Annotated in this window: 18 protein-coding genes and 1 pseudogene; 5 read left to right on the top strand and 14 right to left on the bottom strand. The window is 38.7% G+C overall.

Annotated elements, in window-relative coordinates; genetic code table 11:
* Nucleotides 1-420 precede the first annotated feature (420 nt).
* Nucleotides 421-1,152 carry a Fic family protein gene (locus AC1M87_RS02835; RefSeq protein WP_481592885.1) on the bottom strand — a complete coding sequence of 244 codons (732 nt, stop codon included), beginning with the start codon at nucleotides 1,150-1,152 and terminating at the stop codon, nucleotides 421-423.
* A 596-nt stretch (nucleotides 1,153-1,748) separates the two neighbouring features.
* Between AC1M87_RS02835 and AC1M87_RS02840 the strand changes: the two genes are divergently transcribed.
* A complete protein-coding gene (locus tag AC1M87_RS02840) occupies nucleotides 1,749-2,750 on the top strand; it encodes a hypothetical protein (protein WP_481592886.1) in 1,002 nt (333 codons plus the stop codon).
* A 331-nt stretch (nucleotides 2,751-3,081) separates the two neighbouring features.
* On the opposite strand, the gene AC1M87_RS02845 is transcribed toward AC1M87_RS02840, so the two are convergent.
* Both AC1M87_RS02845 and AC1M87_RS02850 read right to left on the bottom strand, forming a co-directional pair.
* A complete protein-coding gene (locus AC1M87_RS02845; RefSeq protein WP_481592887.1) occupies nucleotides 3,082-3,438 on the bottom strand; it encodes a hypothetical protein in 357 nt (118 codons plus the stop codon).
* Nucleotides 3,439-3,697: 259 nt separating this feature from the next.
* Nucleotides 3,698-4,399, bottom strand: a complete 702-nt coding sequence (locus tag AC1M87_RS02850; RefSeq protein WP_481592888.1) for a putative quorum-sensing-regulated virulence factor — start codon at nucleotides 4,397-4,399, stop codon at nucleotides 3,698-3,700.
* A 402-nt stretch (nucleotides 4,400-4,801) separates the two neighbouring features.
* Between AC1M87_RS02850 and glyA the strand changes: the two genes are divergently transcribed.
* Nucleotides 4,802-6,055, top strand: a complete 1,254-nt coding sequence (gene glyA, locus AC1M87_RS02855; protein WP_481592889.1) for a serine hydroxymethyltransferase — start codon at nucleotides 4,802-4,804, stop codon at nucleotides 6,053-6,055.
* A gap of 144 nt (nucleotides 6,056-6,199) precedes the next feature.
* Nucleotides 6,200-6,604, top strand: coding sequence for a nucleoside diphosphate kinase regulator (gene rnk / locus AC1M87_RS02860; protein ID WP_481592890.1), 405 nt, complete (start codon nucleotides 6,200-6,202; stop codon nucleotides 6,602-6,604).
* 37 nt (nucleotides 6,605-6,641) lie between these two features.
* On the opposite strand, the gene AC1M87_RS02865 is transcribed toward rnk, so the two are convergent.
* From AC1M87_RS02865 to AC1M87_RS02885, 5 genes are all read right to left on the bottom strand, one after another.
* Nucleotides 6,642-7,049, bottom strand: coding sequence for a DUF3106 domain-containing protein (locus AC1M87_RS02865; protein ID WP_092766069.1), 408 nt, complete (start codon nucleotides 7,047-7,049; stop codon nucleotides 6,642-6,644).
* The gene (locus AC1M87_RS02870; RefSeq protein ID WP_092766070.1) at nucleotides 7,039-7,365 is read right to left on the bottom strand and encodes a hypothetical protein; all 327 of its coding nucleotides are present in this window, start codon (nucleotides 7,363-7,365) and stop codon (nucleotides 7,039-7,041) included. Before AC1M87_RS02870 ends, AC1M87_RS02865 begins: the two co-directional genes overlap by 11 nt.
* A complete protein-coding gene (locus AC1M87_RS02875) occupies nucleotides 7,355-7,975 on the bottom strand; it encodes an RNA polymerase sigma factor (RefSeq protein ID WP_171260669.1) in 621 nt (206 codons plus the stop codon). The genes AC1M87_RS02870 and AC1M87_RS02875 overlap by 11 nt, the downstream gene beginning before the upstream one ends.
* Before the next feature lie 160 nt (nucleotides 7,976-8,135).
* Complete coding sequence (locus tag AC1M87_RS02880; RefSeq protein WP_481592891.1) at nucleotides 8,136-8,912, bottom strand: TrmH family RNA methyltransferase; 777 nt, start codon at nucleotides 8,910-8,912, stop codon at nucleotides 8,136-8,138.
* Nucleotides 8,913-8,961: 49 nt separating this feature from the next.
* Nucleotides 8,962-9,936, bottom strand: a complete 975-nt coding sequence (locus AC1M87_RS02885) for a class 1 fructose-bisphosphatase (protein ID WP_180027536.1) — start codon at nucleotides 9,934-9,936, stop codon at nucleotides 8,962-8,964.
* Nucleotides 9,937-10,108: 172 nt separating this feature from the next.
* Here AC1M87_RS02885 and AC1M87_RS02890 point away from each other — a divergent pair, with 172 nt between their 5' ends.
* Nucleotides 10,109-10,294: an NF038105 family protein gene (locus AC1M87_RS02890; RefSeq protein ID WP_481592892.1), complete on the top strand. Its 186-nt coding sequence runs from the start codon at nucleotides 10,109-10,111 to the stop codon at nucleotides 10,292-10,294.
* Nucleotides 10,295-10,341: 47 nt separating this feature from the next.
* Here AC1M87_RS02890 and pal read toward each other — a convergent pair whose 3' ends face one another.
* The 6 genes from pal to ybgC form a co-directional block, all read right to left on the bottom strand.
* Entirely contained in the window at nucleotides 10,342-10,920 is a 579-nt protein-coding gene (pal, locus tag AC1M87_RS02895) for a peptidoglycan-associated lipoprotein Pal (RefSeq protein WP_481592893.1), read from the bottom strand.
* A gap of 28 nt (nucleotides 10,921-10,948) precedes the next feature.
* On the bottom strand, nucleotides 10,949-12,232 hold the full coding sequence (tolB, locus tag AC1M87_RS02900) for a Tol-Pal system beta propeller repeat protein TolB (RefSeq protein ID WP_481592894.1): 1,284 nt from the start codon (nucleotides 12,230-12,232) through the stop codon (nucleotides 10,949-10,951).
* A gap of 137 nt (nucleotides 12,233-12,369) precedes the next feature.
* A complete protein-coding gene (tolA, locus tag AC1M87_RS02905) occupies nucleotides 12,370-13,587 on the bottom strand; it encodes a cell envelope integrity protein TolA (protein WP_481592895.1) in 1,218 nt (405 codons plus the stop codon).
* A gap of 3 nt (nucleotides 13,588-13,590) precedes the next feature.
* Nucleotides 13,591-14,040 (bottom strand): protein TolR, encoded by a 450-nt coding sequence (gene tolR / locus AC1M87_RS02910; RefSeq protein WP_481589753.1) that lies wholly within the window; start codon nucleotides 14,038-14,040, stop codon nucleotides 13,591-13,593.
* The gene (gene tolQ, locus AC1M87_RS02915) at nucleotides 14,041-14,739 is read right to left on the bottom strand and encodes a protein TolQ (protein ID WP_481592896.1); all 699 of its coding nucleotides are present in this window, start codon (nucleotides 14,737-14,739) and stop codon (nucleotides 14,041-14,043) included.
* Between the two features lie 23 nt (nucleotides 14,740-14,762).
* Complete coding sequence (ybgC, locus tag AC1M87_RS02920; RefSeq protein WP_481592897.1) at nucleotides 14,763-15,170, bottom strand: tol-pal system-associated acyl-CoA thioesterase; 408 nt, start codon at nucleotides 15,168-15,170, stop codon at nucleotides 14,763-14,765.
* A 285-nt stretch (nucleotides 15,171-15,455) separates the two neighbouring features.
* On the opposite strand from ybgC, the pseudogene AC1M87_RS02925 reads away from it, so the two are divergent.
* Nucleotides 15,456-16,649: pseudogene (locus AC1M87_RS02925) on the top strand (acetamidase/formamidase family protein).
* The last annotated feature ends 163 nt before the right edge of the window (nucleotides 16,650-16,812 follow it).

Raw genomic sequence — 16,812 nt, forward strand, 5'->3', positions numbered from 1 at the left:
TGAAAGACCACATCAAGCTAACAAAGGAAAGCCACCTCTAATGGCTGCTTAACCTCTACTTTTAACTTCGGTTATTTATGGGAGGATTACCTTTAGTAATCATTTTTTCTTTTAAAGATAGTAAAAAATTGTGGATATTACTTTAATTAAAATCTGATAATAAACTATGATTTTTATTGATATATCTATTTCCTGATTTAAATAGTTGAATAGCGTTAACATTTATAAGAAGTGAGTATAGTCTAATTTTGTCGAATGGCTTCTTGAATTTTTGATCTATTAAAATCAAGATGCGTACTATGATGTACTTTAGGTAAGTACAGATCGTGCTGATTATTAACCAGCTATAGGGTTAACTTTACAAATGATTATAGATGCTAAGGCTGTAGCGTTAGACATCAAGATACTTTACAAGTTGATCTATATCCTTAGAACAACCTGATATGGTTTAAACGCCTCTAGCACAGCTTCAGCAACCAACTGAATGAAAGCCTCAGTTTTGCCATAGGCCATCCACTGATCCAAAGCTTCATAGTAGGCTAAGCGATCTTCGACCGTAATAACACAAGGAGGATATCCTGCTTTAAGCAATTCAAGGTTCATCAAAAGACGTGATGTACGCCCATTTCCATCAATGAATGGATGAATTCCAACAAAATCAGCATGTACTTTAGCTGCACGTTCAATGGGGTGTAACTTATGTGCTTCGGAGTTGTACCAATCAACAAGTTGAGCCATCTTATCATTCAATAATGTATAGTCGGGTGGGGTAGTCGTAGCACCTGAAATTAATACGTTTTGTTGGCGATAACGTCCAGCATTGTCATCATCAATATTTTTTAGAATAAGTTGATGGATATTACGAATCTGCCATTCAGAAAAAGGCTCTTCTTTGCGAATAATGTCTTCAACATAGTAGATAGCATTTCTATGGTTGATTGCCTCGAAATGTTCTCGTAAAGCTTTTCCACCAACAGTTATGCCTTCCAAAACGACTTTGGTCTCTAGCAATGTAAGTGTATTGCCTTCTATTGCATTTGAGTGATATGTCCAACGAACAATAAGGTCTTCTTGTAGATTTTTTACAATTGCAGAGGAAAGAGGACGATGCTGATCTAATCTCATTTTTAAAGCATCAATATTTTCAAACATAACCTTAACCCTGAAGTTGCACCATTAAATGATACATGAAAAAAATAAATATAAAATGTGATGTTATATTGTTGCACTTTATATTGAGAATTTACGTGTTAAACTCAGTATACAATTTCAAATTCTCAAGCAAAATTTGAACAAAAGTCCGTGGCTTATGCCTTGATCTAAATTCATGTCATCTTAGGGAATCTAACTTCTCTAGAATAAGTTAAGAGATTTTTTTACGGTATTTTTTACGGTAAAGCTCAACGGTATTTAATTTTTATTAATATAAAACAATATGATAGTTCCTGAGTTTGGTGCGCGCTGAGCGCACCATTTCTTTTATGTTTTCAAACAAAACATAGTCTGTCAATTAAAATATTTTTAGTAAATTTTTATCAAAATTTAGTGCGTAATCTGAATTGTTAATCTGAGTCGATTGAATCGTGAGATGCACCAATACTGACAAATAATAATATATTTAGTCTCAAAATAAACATTAAAACGATAAATAAGTCACACAAAATTCACATAACCTATTTTAAATTTGAATTGCGGCATTGCCGTATAAATCACATAAATTATGAATAATTCAAATAAGAGGCACAACAATGTACGAAGAAAAAGTTTTGATCCAAAATCGAATTTCGTGGGCGAGTATTTTCGCTGGCGTTATTGTTGTATTAGCTATTTCAATTTTACTCTCATTACTAGGCGTTGCATTAGGATTTGCGCTCCTAGATCCACAATCTACCACTAATATTACAAATGGCTCAGGGATAGCAGTAAGCGTATGGACAATTATTTCATTGTTAGTATCGTTGGCTATTGGTGGATTTGTTGCAGGTCACTTAGCTCAAGCTGATGGTGCAATCCATGGCTTTATTGTCTGGTCACTTTCATTGCTGTTAGGTATCTGGTTTGGTGCAATGACCATTAGCGGCGCGGCAAAAATTACTGGTAGTGCGATTAGTTCAGTCAGTAGTGCTGCGGGTAGTGTAGCATCAGGAATTGGTCAAGGTGGCGTTAATTTAACTCAGATCGGAGTTCAAGCTTTTGAGGAATTAGTTCCTTTACCAAAGCTTGAAAATAGTGATGAAAAGATGTCAGAAGCATTACGCAAAACTGGGATCGAGGAACTGCAACCTGAATTCTTAAAAGCGCAGGGTGAATGGGCAAAGGAGCAAATTAAGGTTGCTGCAAAAGAGTTGGTGATTTATCCAGATAACAGTGATGCTATTATTCAAAAGTTATCAGAACAATTAAAAAATCGTGCACAATCTGTGACTGCTTCTATTAATAAGAATGAAGTCAGTGCTGCTTTAGCGAAAAATTCATCTCTAACTCCGCAAGAAGCGAATCAAGTTGTCAATAATTTCCTTATACAGCAGGATAAATTCTTTAATGATTTAGAGGCGAATATTCAATCTGCTAAATTGAAATATACTGAACTAAAAGATCAAGCACGTGAAAAAGCAGCTGATGCGACTAAAGCTGCTGCAAAAGCTGCTTTATGGTCATTTATTGGTTTATTGATTGGATTGATTGTGACGATTTTTGCTGGCCGTTTTGGTGTAAATCATTCAAATAATCGTTCACGTCATTTGGCTTAATTCTGAGCTTAAATTTAGAATTAAAAGTCGACCCATTTCGGTCGACTTTTTTGAATTAAAACTTTGTTCATATTCGCGAAACTTATTCTTATCTATAAATAAAAAAATTCAATTGTATTTTTTTTATACAGTTGTTGAAAAGTGTTAAAGTCACTTCACATCACATATTGAAAGTATTAAATTAAAACTCACAGTAGGTTGTAAATAAATATTCAACGCTACTGACGAGTTGGACGGATCAATGACAGTTAGTTGAGTTCAGTTGAACAATAAATCTAACACTAGCCTTCCAACATAAAGCCCGCGTAAAGCGGGCTTTTTCATATCGGAATTATGCTTTAAACATGACTTCAACATCATATTTTCGAAATTCACTGAGCAGGTCTTGAATGATCGATCCACCCGTTTGTTCTGAAGCATTGAGCAGGACTTCTTTATTTTCAAGGCTATCAAAACATTCTATGTGATTGATTTGCCATTGATGTTCTTGATCAGCTTGCTCAATGATAATACGTCGAGGCTGCAATGAGCCATCTGCTTGACGCGGAATAACATTGGTAATGGCGAGCTGGATTTTCTCCACCTGGTCATGGGCATGCAAGAAGGTGAGAACCCAATTTCCGACTTTTTTAAGATACATAGGATTATCTAAAGGATCAAATTCTAGAATTTGGCTGAGTTTAGACATAAGGCACCTATTTATACCGTTGTTGTATGATCGTATTAATATATTTATGACAAAGATGTTCTACTTCGCCTTAGTCTAATAGCGGATGAGGTGGGCAGTGTTGAATGAATAAAAATAATAAAAAATATTTAATTATCATGTAATTATATTATTTTAATTATTGGTGTAAATTTTAGTTTAATCGTTTAAAAGTATTAAAAAAAATAGTTAATTTCTCACTTTGAGGTTTAGGTTCAAAGTGAGAGTCATGAAATATTGCTTAAAGGGTATCAATTAAAGTTTTTTCTAAGGCTTTTTTCAAATAGGGATCCAAGTCTTCTTGTCTTAGTAACCATGAAACATAATCACTTGGAAGATCTAGAATGGCTGTCCCACGATGTTTACCGAAGTTAATTGTACGAGGAATACGTGCATCTTCAGATACTTCATAGAGTTCTTCAATGGTTTGAATACCCAAATGATGAATAATGTGCATTAAAATATTTGCAGTCAAAATAATATCAGCATCAGCACGATGGGCACCTTTTAACATCTCTCTAGCTTTGCTACTGCCTTTACTAATCATATAAATTAAAGCAGAAATGTTGTGTGCTTCTGCATGAGGCCAAACTAGTCGAGAAAGAGCGAGTGTACAGATGGCTTTAATATGACTTGTTTCAACGCCGCATTGCTGAATAGCTCGAATATCATAATCAATATTATGACCAATAATATACGTCGTTTCTTGAGGTAACTCGAAGGTTCCGAAGTTGGGTTGATCTACTAAATCGCTTTCAAGAATATGATGAACCGCCATTGCAGCATAGGAAATTTTTTCGTCACCAATGCTATATAGTTGGTCAAAGATTTTTTCGCGATCAAGACTTAATTTGCCTTGTTCAATCTGAATAGGAGCATATGCAATTTCTATGGGCAAACCGTTTAATGTATGGGTTTCAGTATCCAAGATAATGGCTTGCATGCAAATGTCCAAGTTAATGATAAAGATGTAATTAATTTAACATTTTCAAATCTGAGCTCACAGTAATAAAGTCAATGAATTGTATAAATTATGCTGAATTGAACAAATTATGGGAATTATTTAGATAAGGTGCTCATTTAAAGAAATTTCGTTTTCTATGATATTGACGCTGCAAGTTTAGACTGTAGGTTGTTAAAAATAATTTTTAAAAATGAATAAATTTAAAAAGAATAGTCATAATTCAGATATTTGTTTTTAATAGTAATAGAGTGAACACACAAGAATTAATCAAATTTAATTGCAAACTGTTTAAACTTCATTCTCGAAACTTAACAAGTTCATGTTACAATACGCGCCAATCTTAGCACGGCTTAAAAGCCCTACATTAATAGGACCTCGCTAATGTTTGCCAATATCTCTATTGCTGACTTTGATCCAGAATTAGCTCAAGCTATTACGAGTGAAGATGCTCGTCAGGAAGCTCATATTGAGTTAATCGCTTCAGAAAACTATTGCTCTCCAGCAGTAATGGAAGCTCAAGGTTCAAAACTCACTAACAAATATGCAGAAGGCTACCCAGGCAAACGCTACTATGGCGGTTGTGAATATGTAGACGTGATTGAACAATTGGCAATTGACCGTGCTAAAGAACTCTTTGGTGCTGATTACGCGAACGTTCAGCCTCATGCTGGTTCTCAAGCAAACTCTGCAGTTTATCTAGCGCTTCTTAACCCAGGCGATACTGTTTTAGGTATGAGCTTAGCTCACGGTGGTCATTTGACTCACGGTGCTAAAGTTAGCTTCTCTGGTAAAACATATAATGCGATCCAATACGGTTTAAATCCAGAAACAGGTGAAATCGATTACGAAGAAGTAGAACGTTTAGCTGTAGAACACAAGCCACGTATGATTGTTGCAGGTTTCTCTGCTTATAGCCAAATCGTTGATTGGCAGCGTTTCCGTGAAATCGCGGACAAAGTAGGCGCTTATCTATTTGTAGATATGGCTCACGTTGCTGGTCTTGTTGCTGCTGGTGTTTATCCAAGCCCAGTTCAAATTGCTGACGTAACTACATCGACGACTCACAAAACACTTCGTGGTCCACGTTCTGGTTTAATCCTTGCAAAAGCAAACGAAGAAATTGAGAAAAAACTTCAATCTGCTGTATTCCCAGGTAACCAAGGTGGTCCTTTAGTTCACGCTGTAGCGGCTAAAGCGATCTGCTTCAAAGAAGCAATGGCTCCTGAATACAAGGCATACCAACAACAAGTTGTGAAAAACGCGCAAGCAATGGCTGAAGTGTTAATCGAACGCGGTTATGACGTTGTTTCAGGCGGTACGAAAAACCACTTGTTCTTGTTGTCTCTCATCAAACAAGACATTACTGGTAAAGACGCTGATGCTTGGTTAGGTGCTGCTCACATTACTGTGAACAAAAACTCTGTACCAAACGATCCACGTTCTCCGTTTGTGACGTCTGGTATCCGTATCGGTACTCCAGCTGTAACAACTCGTGGTTTCGGTGAAGCAGAAGTACGTGAACTTGCAGGTTGGATCGCGGATATTTTAGATTCTAAAGGCGACGAAGCTGTCATCAATTCTGTGAAAGCTAAAGTTGAGACTGTATGCGCTAAATTCCCAGTTTACGCAAAATAATCTTCGACTTGAGAAAAGCCCCCTCAAGGGGGCTTTTTTATTGAATATTGGAATGTCAAATCTGTCATTTTTCAATAGTTCTGATATAACTGATGTATCTATTAATTATTCAATTGTCGTTATACATTTGAATTGGAGCAGAAAATGAGCCATCCAAATATTATTATTTCTGAACAAGATTTAAATCGTTTAGAAACCATGTTGGAGCATCAACCACAGTTGACTTCAACGATGGAACATTTAGAAAACGAGTTGGCTCGTGCTGAAGTAGTACAGCCTAAAGATATCCCTGCCAATGTAGTGACGATGAATGCTAAAGTGCTGATAACGGTTGCACCATCGACTGAACCTACAGAGATTGTGCTGGTATATCCCCATGACTTTAAAGGTGAAAAGGGGCAGGTTAATGTGATTGCACCCATTGGCGCAGCAATCTTAGGTTTGGCGGAAGGACAGGAAATTGAATGGCCTCAGCCTGATGGGCAAACAATGAAAGTAAAAATTGATAAAGTGCTCTATCAGCCTGAACGTGAGGGTATATATCTTTAATTAAAAAAATAAAGCCTCTTATAGAGGCTTTAAACTTTTATTGTTTCATCGTGGTTTGTTGCATATATTTATTTAAATAAGTTTCGCGTATTTCTTTGCGCTGCTCGGCAGTCGTCGCGTTCATCATTTTTTTACGCAAATCATTTCGTTCACTTGAGCTCATCTGTTGCCAAGTTTCGCGCATTTGTATTTTTTCTTGTTCAGGCAGTTTAGTAAACCAATCCATTCTTTGCTGTAGAACAACACTTTGCTCTTCAGGAATTTCTTTCAAATTTTGATAGCGTTTAATCAGTGCTTTTTGTTCATCTTCAGAAAGCGATTCCCAAGATTCATTAAGTTCAGAATTATTGTCTTTCGAGAAGATCCAAAAACGTTCATAGCCTGCAAAACTGGTTTGTAAAAAACCTAATGTGCAGAGTGCAATCGCTAAGCCTTTAGCTGCCATGAGCTGATTTATCCTCACCAAAAACAGATAACATTTCTAGATCTTCCATCATTTGCGGAGAAAGTTTAGGGGTGACAATCACTTGTTGTGGGCTTGGAGCTTCTTCCAAATCAAACGCATTTGGAAGTACCACAAATCCTGTGATCGCGGCTGCTAATGCAAAACCAGTAACTTTCCAAGTCATCAACTGAGAAAATAAGGGTTTGTCTTTAATCTCATCAAGTACATGCTCCATCACGACCGCTTTATTGCGATGTTGTGATGCCAGTACATTCAATTTTTCAGTCACTTGTTTCGTAAATTCATCATGATTCATCCGATGATCCCCCGTCATTTGGGTTTAAGTGAGACAAAGCAGATCTTAAGCCCTGTATAGCTCGATGGTAATGGGTCTTTACACTGCCTTCTGAACAATTCATGATTTCGGCTGTGGTTTGTGTATCAAACCCTTCCCATGCTCTCAACATAAATGCTTGTTGTTGGCGAACAGGTAACTTAGAAATTGCATTTTGAATCTCCTCAACAGCCATCTCTTGTGCAAGAAATTGCAGCGGATTAGGTGTTGATTCATCCACAATATTGATGGTTTCGTCATCATCTTCATCGTGGTTATTTTTTTTAAATAACGAGAATGGAAAAGCCCGTCGAGATTCTTTACGACGCCAATCCTGAAGTTTGTTATTTAAAATGGTATAGAAAAGGGGATACCACTCTGCAGTGGATTTATCAGCATATGATTTATGCAAAGATATAAAAGCTTCTTGGACTAAATCCATGGCAATGCCATTGTGTCCTTGAGTTGCACTTTCCATCATTACCAATGCACGCCCAGTGACGTCTTGCATAAAATATTTAAGACGTTGTTCGGCCGTATTCAAAAGAACACTCGAATCTTCAGGCTTGACTTTTTTTGGTGCTAAATCCATAGAGATGGAAAATCCCGTCATTGGGTACCCACCATTATTTTCTAATCGTTACTTATATAACGTCAAAACATAATGGTAGGTTGACAATCTAAGCAACTATTTTTTAGCAGTTTAATAGATTTTTTTATTTTCAGTGACTTCGTTAATATATTTTAACGAATCATATCCGTTGGCGTACCATTTCAAAGAAACAAATCGATCCGGCAACTGCAACGTTTAATGATTCTTGACCACCCGGTTGGGGAATGGTAATTGCTGAAGCATGTGCTAGGGCATATTCCGAAACGCCTTGACCTTCATTGCCCAGTACCCATACGCAAGCTTGAGTTAAGTCTTTTGCATATAAACTTTCTGATTCATGTGAGCTCGTGACATACACGGGAATTTTGAATTGAGACAGCACATCTTCAAGCGCAACGTTTTCATAGGTTTTTAATGAAAAGTGCGCACCCATTCCTGCTCGTAATACGCGAGGAGACCACAAAGATGCTGAACCTTTGGTGCAAACAATTTGTTCAATACCTGCAGCCGCAGCTGAACGAAGTAATGTACCCACATTGCCTGGATCTTGAACATTTTCAAGAATTAAAGTGTCTTGAGTATAATCTAGAGCATCACGTTGAGTAGGCAAATCTACAATCGCTAAACATGCTAAGGTGGTTCCTAGCGTGCTAATGTCTTTATAGAGTGATTCACTAATAACAAACACTGAGCCTGTATAGTGTTGCGCGATTTCGTCAAAATCGGCGTGTTCCATTGCTTTTTCAGTGGTAAAAATCGAATTCAGCTTACGATTTTTTTCTAACCAAGCTAAGCACAAATGTGTGCCTTCTAGAACAGTTTGGCCTTGCTTTTTACGGTAACTATTTTGATCAATTAAACCACGTAAATGTTTAATTTTCGAGTTGTCTTTAGATTCTAAAAAGATGATGGCCATTCAGTTTGACTTCCATGAGAGCCTAAATCAATAGGCTCTCAATTGTAAATTATTGATGATAAGCAGTAACAAGCTCAACTTCATTTTTTGAACCAATGACGACTGGTACACGTTGGTGAAGTTCAGTCGGTTGGATTTCCATAATACGCACGCGACCTGTTGTCGAAGCACCGCCTGCTTGTTCCATGAGCATACTCATTGGATTTGCTTCATACATAAGACGTAAACGACCAGCTTTTTTAGGATCTTTGGTATCGTAAGGATATAAGAAGATCCCACTACGGCAAAGAATACGGTGGATATCACCGACCATGCAGGCAACCCAACGCATGTTAAAATCTTTTTCACGTACAGATGTTTTACCCGCTTGTAGCTCACCAATATAGCGTTGAACAGGTTCTTCCCAATGACGTTGATTTGAAGCATTAATGGCGTATTCTTTTGTATCGGCATCCACTTGGATATTTTCAGTTGTCAACAGGAATGTTTTTGACTCTGGATCAAATGTAAAGAAAACAGTACCTGCACCAACGGTTAATGCCATCATAGTTGATGGGCCATATAACACATAACCAGCTGCGACTTGTTCAGTACCTGCTTGAAGGAAATCTTCTGCTTGTGTCACTGAATTTTTGGCAGGTAGGATAGAGAAGATGGTGCCAACACACATATTGATATCGATATTACTTGAGCCATCTAGTGGATCGAATAAAACTAAATACTTACCGTTCTCTTGTGCTGGGGTAAACTCATCGAGTTCTTCAGAAGCTAAACCGCCTACATTTTCGTTGTTTTTTAGCGCATCAATTAAATAGTCATTTGAAATAACATCTAATTTTTTTTGCGCTTCACCTTGTACGTTTTCATTACCAGCACTACCTAACACACCCGCTAAGGCACCCTTTTGCAATGCTGAATCGATGGTTTTACACGTTTCAGCAATTGTTTCAATCACATTAGAGAGTTCAGGCGTTAGATTTCCTTGTTGTTGTGCAAGATATTGTGACAAGGTGAGGTATGACATTACAAGGACGCTCCTAAAAGCTTTAAAAGAATAAAATTTGGATCTTGGGCTATTTTAGATGAGTTCAGTGCAAAATAGAAATTATCCTGCGTTATTTGTGGTGATTTTGCACTTGCCAGAGTTTTAGAACATGGTATGTTGATAGGAGGATGATTTTAAAAGGAGCTTTAAAATGAGCATTCAAAAGTTTGAAGCAACTCCAACGCCAGGTGAGGCAATCGACTTAAACGAAATTAGTTCAGAGAGTTCCAAGGAAGCATGGAAACAGTACGAGGCTAAACCTGAATATAAAGAGTTTAATAAGCATGACATGATTGAGTCTATGCAAGTGCGCATGCCAGACTCGCAAAGGTCTTAAACCTGATATAAAAAAAGCGCTCGAATTGAGCGCTTTTTTTGCATTCATTAGCGAAGAAGTGGTGGCACTGCTTCATAATTGAGTTCTACACGACGGTTTTCTTTCCACGCAGCTTCGTTGTTACCTGTATTAATTGGCATTTCTTTACCATAACTCACAGCTTCGAGTTGGTTTGGATTTACACCATTTGTGACTAGATAACTTTCAACTGCTTTGGCACGTCGCTCACCCAAAGCCATATTGTATTCACGCGTTCCACGTTCATCGGTATGACCAGTTAATGCGATTTTAGAGTTTGCATTTGCCAATAAAAATTGTGCATGTGCTTGGAGGGTTTGATAGTCCTCAGTAGATAGCTCACTGCTGTCATAATCAAAGTGAACAACACGTTTAGCCAAGAAAGCTTTATTGGCTTCAGTTACCCCTTTAGCAGAAGCACCCGTTAAGTTTTGAGCATTTAATGCTGCATCTTCACTGAGACCAGTCGTATTCACAGACGTTGACGTTGACGTTGATGGTGGTGTCATCGTAGTGGTATCTGTAGTTGCTGGTTTACGGCTTGCGCAACCCGTCATTACTAAACTTACAGCAATGAGTGGAAGAGCAAACGTTTTAATCGCGTTCATGTTCATCTCCTTGAAAGATTAAATTCGATTATTTAGGTGCCCAAGCAGGTTCACGAACTTCACCTTGTTCGCTAGGTAAATTCATGCGGAAGCGACCATCTGTAGACATAATCGATAACAATCCACGGCTGCCTTCACGTGTCGCATACACGACCATTTGACCATTTGGTGAAAAGCTTGGTGATTCATCTAAACTGGTAGGCGTTAAAATGTTCGTGATTCCAGTTGAGATTTCTTGAATTGCTACCTTATAGTTGCTAGCAGAAGGGCGATGTACTAAAGCAACATATTTACCATCGGCACTTAAACTGCCACGTGCGTTGAATGCTCCGCGGAAAGTTAAACGTTTTGTTGAACCATCAGCAAACGTGTAATGGTAGATCTGTGCTGAACCACCACGGTCTGAGGTAAAGATAAAACCTTTACCATCTGGGGTATAGCGAGCTTCTGTATCAATTGCTGTATTATTTGTCATACGCTTCACTTGGCGCGTATTTAAATCCATTTGATAAATTTCAGGGTTGTCATGCATTGATGCAGTGAACAACATGCTTTTACCATCTGGGGAAAAACTTGGCGCACCGTTTAAGCCACGGAAGCCAGCTAATTTTTCACGTTGTCCAGTCGCTAAATCTTGAACATAAATCGCTGGACGTTTGGTTTCGAATGAAACATAAGCGATTTTTTTGCCATCAGGCGTCCAAGCAGGGGATAAAATTGGATCGCGCGAACTCAATACAGTGCGTGGTTGTTCGCCGTCCGTATCTGCGATTTGTAAAGTGTAGCGATTATCAGGAGTCGTAGGATTTCGCAAAACATAAGCGATGCGACCACTAAAGTCACCAGGAATACCTGTTAATGCTTGGTAAATCGCATCACTGATCATATGTGCTGCAGATCGAATGCGTGATGGTGGTACAGTTAATAGTTCATTGAGCAAATATTGTTGTTTTTGGACATCATAGAGTTGGTAATGAACAGCCAATGAACCATCAGGATTGGTTTTAACTTCACCATTCACAACATAAGGTACGCCTGCAGATTGCCAAGCAGCACCATTGGCTTGATTGATGGTTGCTGTTGCAGGTAAATTTTTAGATGAACTGGTAAAGCGACCTGAACGGTTTAAATCTTGCTCTACAACAGGGTATAAGCGTTGATCACCTACGAATGGCACGATAGCAATTTTTGGGGCTTCTTCAGGTGCTTTGGCAATTTCAAGATGAAGCTGTGCATAAGAGGTCGTAATGAGAGCAGGGCTAAATGCTGCCAAAATTGCTAAACCGAGAAGATGTTTTGAGATCATTTTCATGAGAGGTCACGTACTCAAGATACTAATTTTTCGAATATTCTAGCTTTTTAGCATATAGCTCCGTACCGAATCTATATAAAGCGTGTAATTATCCGCAATTCATGAAAAAACCTTTCGACGAATCGAAAGGTTTTTTATTATTTCACGGTGAATGAAGAAGTGAAACTACGAGCTTCACGCCTTGCATCAGGATCGGATGGCATCGGATATGGTGCTGCTGCACGAACAGCCTGTTCGACACTGGCTTTGACATCTGGATCTGATGCATTGACGATGACTGAAGTCACAGAACCACTGTCAGATAATGTCACGCGTGCTGTCGCTTTTTGACCTGAAGAGCCTATTGGCATTCTCCAAGCACCTTTAATTTTTTGCTCAAAGTCTCTTTTTGCTGAAGAAGCGATGCGTTTAGATTCAGCTTTTTTGTTGGCTGCTTCTTGTCTAGCTTTTTCAGCGGCAGATTCTCGAGCTTCAGCTTCGGCACGTTCTTTGGCTTCGGCATCCGCTTTTCTTTGTGCTTCCTGACGAGCTTTCGCATCAGCCTCTTGTTTAGCTTTGGCATCAGCTGCAGCCTTAGCTTTACGATCAGCATCCTGTTTGGCTTTTGCATCTGCTTCCGCTTTAGCTTTACGATCAGCCTCTTGTTTGGCTTTGGCTTCAGCAGCAGCTTTGGCTTTCCGATCGGCTTCTTGTTTGGCTTTAGCATCGGCCTCTGCCTTAGCTTTCCGGTCAGCTTCTTGCTTAGCTTTGGCTTTAGTTGCCTCAGCTTTAGCTTTTCGATCAGCTTCTTGTTTCGCTTTTAAAGCAGCATCAGCTTTCGCTTTTTGTTGTTGTTCCTGTTTTGCGCTTTGCTCAGCTGCTTTGGCTTTTTGGGCGGCTTCTTGTTTAGCTCTAGCATCGGCCTCAGCTTTAGCTTTACGATTCATTTCTTGAGTCGCTTTACGTTGTGCTTCAGCCGCTGCTTTACGTTCGGCTTCTTGTTGAGCTTTAACCGCAGCCGCTTGCTCAGCTTTACGGTCGGATTTTGGCTCTTCAACTTTTGGTTGAGCTGGAGGAGGTACAGCAGGCGCAACAGGAATCACTGGTGCATTTTGAATCGGCTCATTGGTCTGTTGAACATTTTCTTGAACGTTCTGGTGCGCTGTATCTGAATGATCAGATTCAACCAATGGCGTGGGTTCAGGTGGTACAAGATCTTCAGGTTTCACTAAAACTGTTTTAACAGTTTTAGTTGGCTCAGGAGGTTGAGTCAATCCAAGAAACAATAAGCCTGTGATCGCAATCACATGGACCGCAACAGTGAATCCGATTGCAATTTTCTTTTCTTTTGAAAAGCGGGAGTTAGATTCTTTCATAGCTTATTGAATCGGTTTGGTCAGCAAGCCAACTTGATTGATCCCTGCATCTTGTAAGTTAGACATGAGCGTCATCACCTCACCATAAGGTCGAGTATTATGACCATTGATGACGACACTAAATTGTTTATTCTCACGTTCAGCAATTTGTTGTGCATCACGAAGTGTCTGTTGTAATTCCTGCAAGCTCAGTGGGCTTGGTTGGCTACCCTTGTATTCTAAAAAGTATTGTCCTTGTTGATCTAAAGTCACCATAGCTGGTGCATCCTTAGATTCAATCGGTACACTGTTTGCTTCAGGTAAATCAACTTTTATGCCACTTGTGATCATTGGTGCGGTCACCATAAAAATCACTAAAAGTACTAACATGACATCAATATAAGGAACTACATTCATGTCACTGTTAAGTGGCTTTTTGATGCGTTGGAAACGCCCTGAGCGACGAACGGCCATTTATTCAACTTCCTGTGTAGAACCCACAGAACGACGTTGTAAAAGCGCCACCATTTCTTCAGCAAACAAGGAACGATCTGAGTAAATTTTTTCACTTTTGGCCGTATAGTGGTTGAATGCAAGTACTGCAGGAATCGCAGCAAATAAACCAATAGCAGTCGCAATGAGGGCTTCCGCGATACCTGGTGCGACAGTTGCTAGCGTCACTTGATCGACTTGGGCTAAGCCGATAAAAGCATTCATAATGCCCCAAACTGTACCGAATAAACCAACATAGGGCGCAACTGAACCAATACTGGCAAGTGCACTGAGGCCTTGTTCCATACGGCTCTGATCTCGGCTTAAACCCACCCCAAGAATACGCTCTGTGCCATCAATGACTTGTGCTGTTTCAGCTTTGGTTTTTTTGAGTTTGAGAAATTCTGCAAAACCAAGATAAAAAACATCTTCCAAGCCTTCACGCTTAGAGTTGATTTGTGCATTGTTATATAAAGTGTTGAGTTCTGCACCAGACCAAAAAATCTTCTGAAAATGATCATCACCTTGGCGAGCTTTCTTAAACGTCATATGTAACTTGGCAATAAGGTACCAGCTAAAGAGTGAAGCTAGTACCAACACCAGCATGACCAGTTGTACGACTGGACTCGCTTGAAGAATTAAATCTGTGACGTGAAGTGAAGATTCGAGTTGTGTTGCCATAGTTACATGTGCCAATCATATTTTTATGCGTGGGCTAATTCTTTTTCGATTAGATCACGGATTTCATTTGGAATTCTCAGCGGTTTCATTTCAGCGCTAATACACGCCAATTCTACTTCCCCTGAAGCTAGCATGATTTCACCACGATAAATATTTTGTTGCAATACAAAAGACGTTGCTTTACACGAAACTACACTTGCTGTAACAGTAATTAAGTCATCCATTAATATTGGGCGTGAATATTTAAGCGCTAATTTATGCACGACAAAGTTGTAATCTTTTTGATGCCAGTAATGTGAAATCCCTGCAGCGCGTAACCATTCTGTACGTGCGCGTTCCATAAAGCGAATATGATTGGCATGATAAACAATGCCTCCAGCATCTGTATCTTCAATATACACTCGGATTTGAAATTCAAATTTGTTCGCCATACAGGTGTTCCATTACTTTAAATAGTCCAGTGTTTTGCAACATTCTTGACAAAGAATGCGAAACGCTGATTTATACAATGTTTGAAAGGCTTGAAGTTTAGCACTCCATTTTTACAGACCAATGGCACAAGATTTCAAAAATAGCTGTAGATTGGGCGAAATATTTTAAAATGAAAATGTAGATCTAATTGAATTTTAATCATGTTTGGCATAGGGATTGCTTAAATAAATTCACATGAAATTTATAGTTGGATTTGAGTGCATGTTAAAAAGTTAGCTTTATCGATTTCGATTGCTACATCAATATTAAGTTTTTCGACTTTTAGTTCGGCTGAAGATTTTAAAACAGATTGAAAGCAAGCTAACTTTACTAAAAAAAGGGGAATATACTGGACACTATTATATTCCAAGTACACTCAATACTATTCAATGGGGTTATCTACCGATAAAGATGCTAAGCCAGTTTTAACGGTTCCATCGGGGAGTCATGTGACTTTTGATACAGTGTCACATGAAGGTTTATTAGAGGATCAAGGGCGTGATGCTGAAAAATACTTTACATCTAAAGGTGTTAAAAAAGAGCACATTTTAGATGAAGCGAAATTGATCACTCGCTCTAATTTAAAGCATGATTTCCATAAAGATGGCCCACACATTATCACTGGTCCGATCTACGTTGAAGGTGCAATGCCGGGAGACGTGCTTAAAGTTGAAATATTGAAAATAGAACCACGTGTTCCTTATGGTGTTATTTCGAACCGCCATGGTAAAGGTACATTGCCTGAATTCCCTAAACGACAAAAACAGGATCATGCTTCGCCAGAAAATCCAGATGCTTATGGCAATGTTTCAGTATTTACACCCATTGCTCAAAATAAAGAGGGTGTATGGGAGGGGGTGATTCAAACAGAATCTGGTAAAGCAATTCGTTTTCCATTAAATCCATTTATGGGAACAATGGGTGTTGCACCAAATACCAGCGAACCTGTTCACTCAGTTCCACCCTCATTTTATGGTGGAAATATTGATATTAATGATTTAACGGCTGGGGCAACCGCTTATTATCCTGTTCAAGTTCCAGGTGCATTATTCTACACAGGTGATAGTCATTTTGTTCAAGGTGATGGTGAAGTTGCATTAACTGCTTTAGAAGGTTCAGCGCGTGCAACGTTTAAAATTAGTGTGTTAAAAGCGGGTAAAGATCATATTCCAGGTAAGCAACTTTCTCAGCCATTAGGTGAAAATGATCAATTTTGGATTACACATGGCTTAGATAAAGATTTGGATGAAGCAATGCGTAAATCTACGCGTGAAGCAATCAATTTCTTAGTCAATGAATATGGCATAAGTGAAGAAATTGCATATGCTTATCTCAGTGCTGCGACTGATTTTGAAGTTTCTCAAGTTGTAGATAAAACAAAAGGCATCCATGCGATGATTCGTAAAGCAGATTTCAAAGAGTTCATCGAGCAGAAATAAATTTTTCAAATAAAAAATCCTCCATCAAGGAGGATTTTTTTTGCCTGCTGGAGTGTATCTTTGATGCCATGAATGAACTCCCTTCATTCTCAACTCCTTTATAAATTCATGTATATGTGAGAATTAGAGTTAATTTAGTGAAAACATGAATTTTTTTTACTTA

The organism is Acinetobacter sp. 24-47-62 (genome assembly GCF_056779765.1).

Coding starts and splice junctions, on each gene's coding strand:
- tolQ (WP_481592896.1), bottom strand. CDS start 14,739: ATGGCAACACAACTCGAATCTTCACTTCACGTCACAGATTTAATTCTT.
- AC1M87_RS02875 (WP_171260669.1), bottom strand. CDS start 7,975: ATGGATTTAGCACCAAAAAAAGTCAAGCCTGAAGATTCGAGTGTTCTT.
- AC1M87_RS02840 (WP_481592886.1), top strand. CDS start 1,749: ATGTACGAAGAAAAAGTTTTGATCCAAAATCGAATTTCGTGGGCGAGT.
- tolB (WP_481592894.1), bottom strand. CDS start 12,232: ATGAAAATGATCTCAAAACATCTTCTCGGTTTAGCAATTTTGGCAGCA.
- AC1M87_RS02865 (WP_092766069.1), bottom strand. CDS start 7,049: ATGGCAGCTAAAGGCTTAGCGATTGCACTCTGCACATTAGGTTTTTTA.
- AC1M87_RS02885 (WP_180027536.1), bottom strand. CDS start 9,936: ATGTCATACCTCACCTTGTCACAATATCTTGCACAACAACAAGGAAAT.
- AC1M87_RS02890 (WP_481592892.1), top strand. CDS start 10,109: ATGAGCATTCAAAAGTTTGAAGCAACTCCAACGCCAGGTGAGGCAATC.
- tolA (WP_481592895.1), bottom strand. CDS start 13,587: ATGAAAGAATCTAACTCCCGCTTTTCAAAAGAAAAGAAAATTGCAATC.
- glyA (WP_481592889.1), top strand. CDS start 4,802: ATGTTTGCCAATATCTCTATTGCTGACTTTGATCCAGAATTAGCTCAA.
- AC1M87_RS02835 (WP_481592885.1), bottom strand. CDS start 1,152: ATGTTTGAAAATATTGATGCTTTAAAAATGAGATTAGATCAGCATCGT.
- ybgC (WP_481592897.1), bottom strand. CDS start 15,170: ATGGCGAACAAATTTGAATTTCAAATCCGAGTGTATATTGAAGATACA.
- AC1M87_RS02880 (WP_481592891.1), bottom strand. CDS start 8,912: ATGGCCATCATCTTTTTAGAATCTAAAGACAACTCGAAAATTAAACAT.
- tolR (WP_481589753.1), bottom strand. CDS start 14,040: ATGGCCGTTCGTCGCTCAGGGCGTTTCCAACGCATCAAAAAGCCACTT.
- rnk (WP_481592890.1), top strand. CDS start 6,200: ATGAGCCATCCAAATATTATTATTTCTGAACAAGATTTAAATCGTTTA.
- pal (WP_481592893.1), bottom strand. CDS start 10,920: ATGAACGCGATTAAAACGTTTGCTCTTCCACTCATTGCTGTAAGTTTA.
- AC1M87_RS02870 (WP_092766070.1), bottom strand. CDS start 7,365: ATGAATCATGATGAATTTACGAAACAAGTGACTGAAAAATTGAATGTA.
- AC1M87_RS02850 (WP_481592888.1), bottom strand. CDS start 4,399: ATGCAAGCCATTATCTTGGATACTGAAACCCATACATTAAACGGTTTG.
- AC1M87_RS02845 (WP_481592887.1), bottom strand. CDS start 3,438: ATGTCTAAACTCAGCCAAATTCTAGAATTTGATCCTTTAGATAATCCT.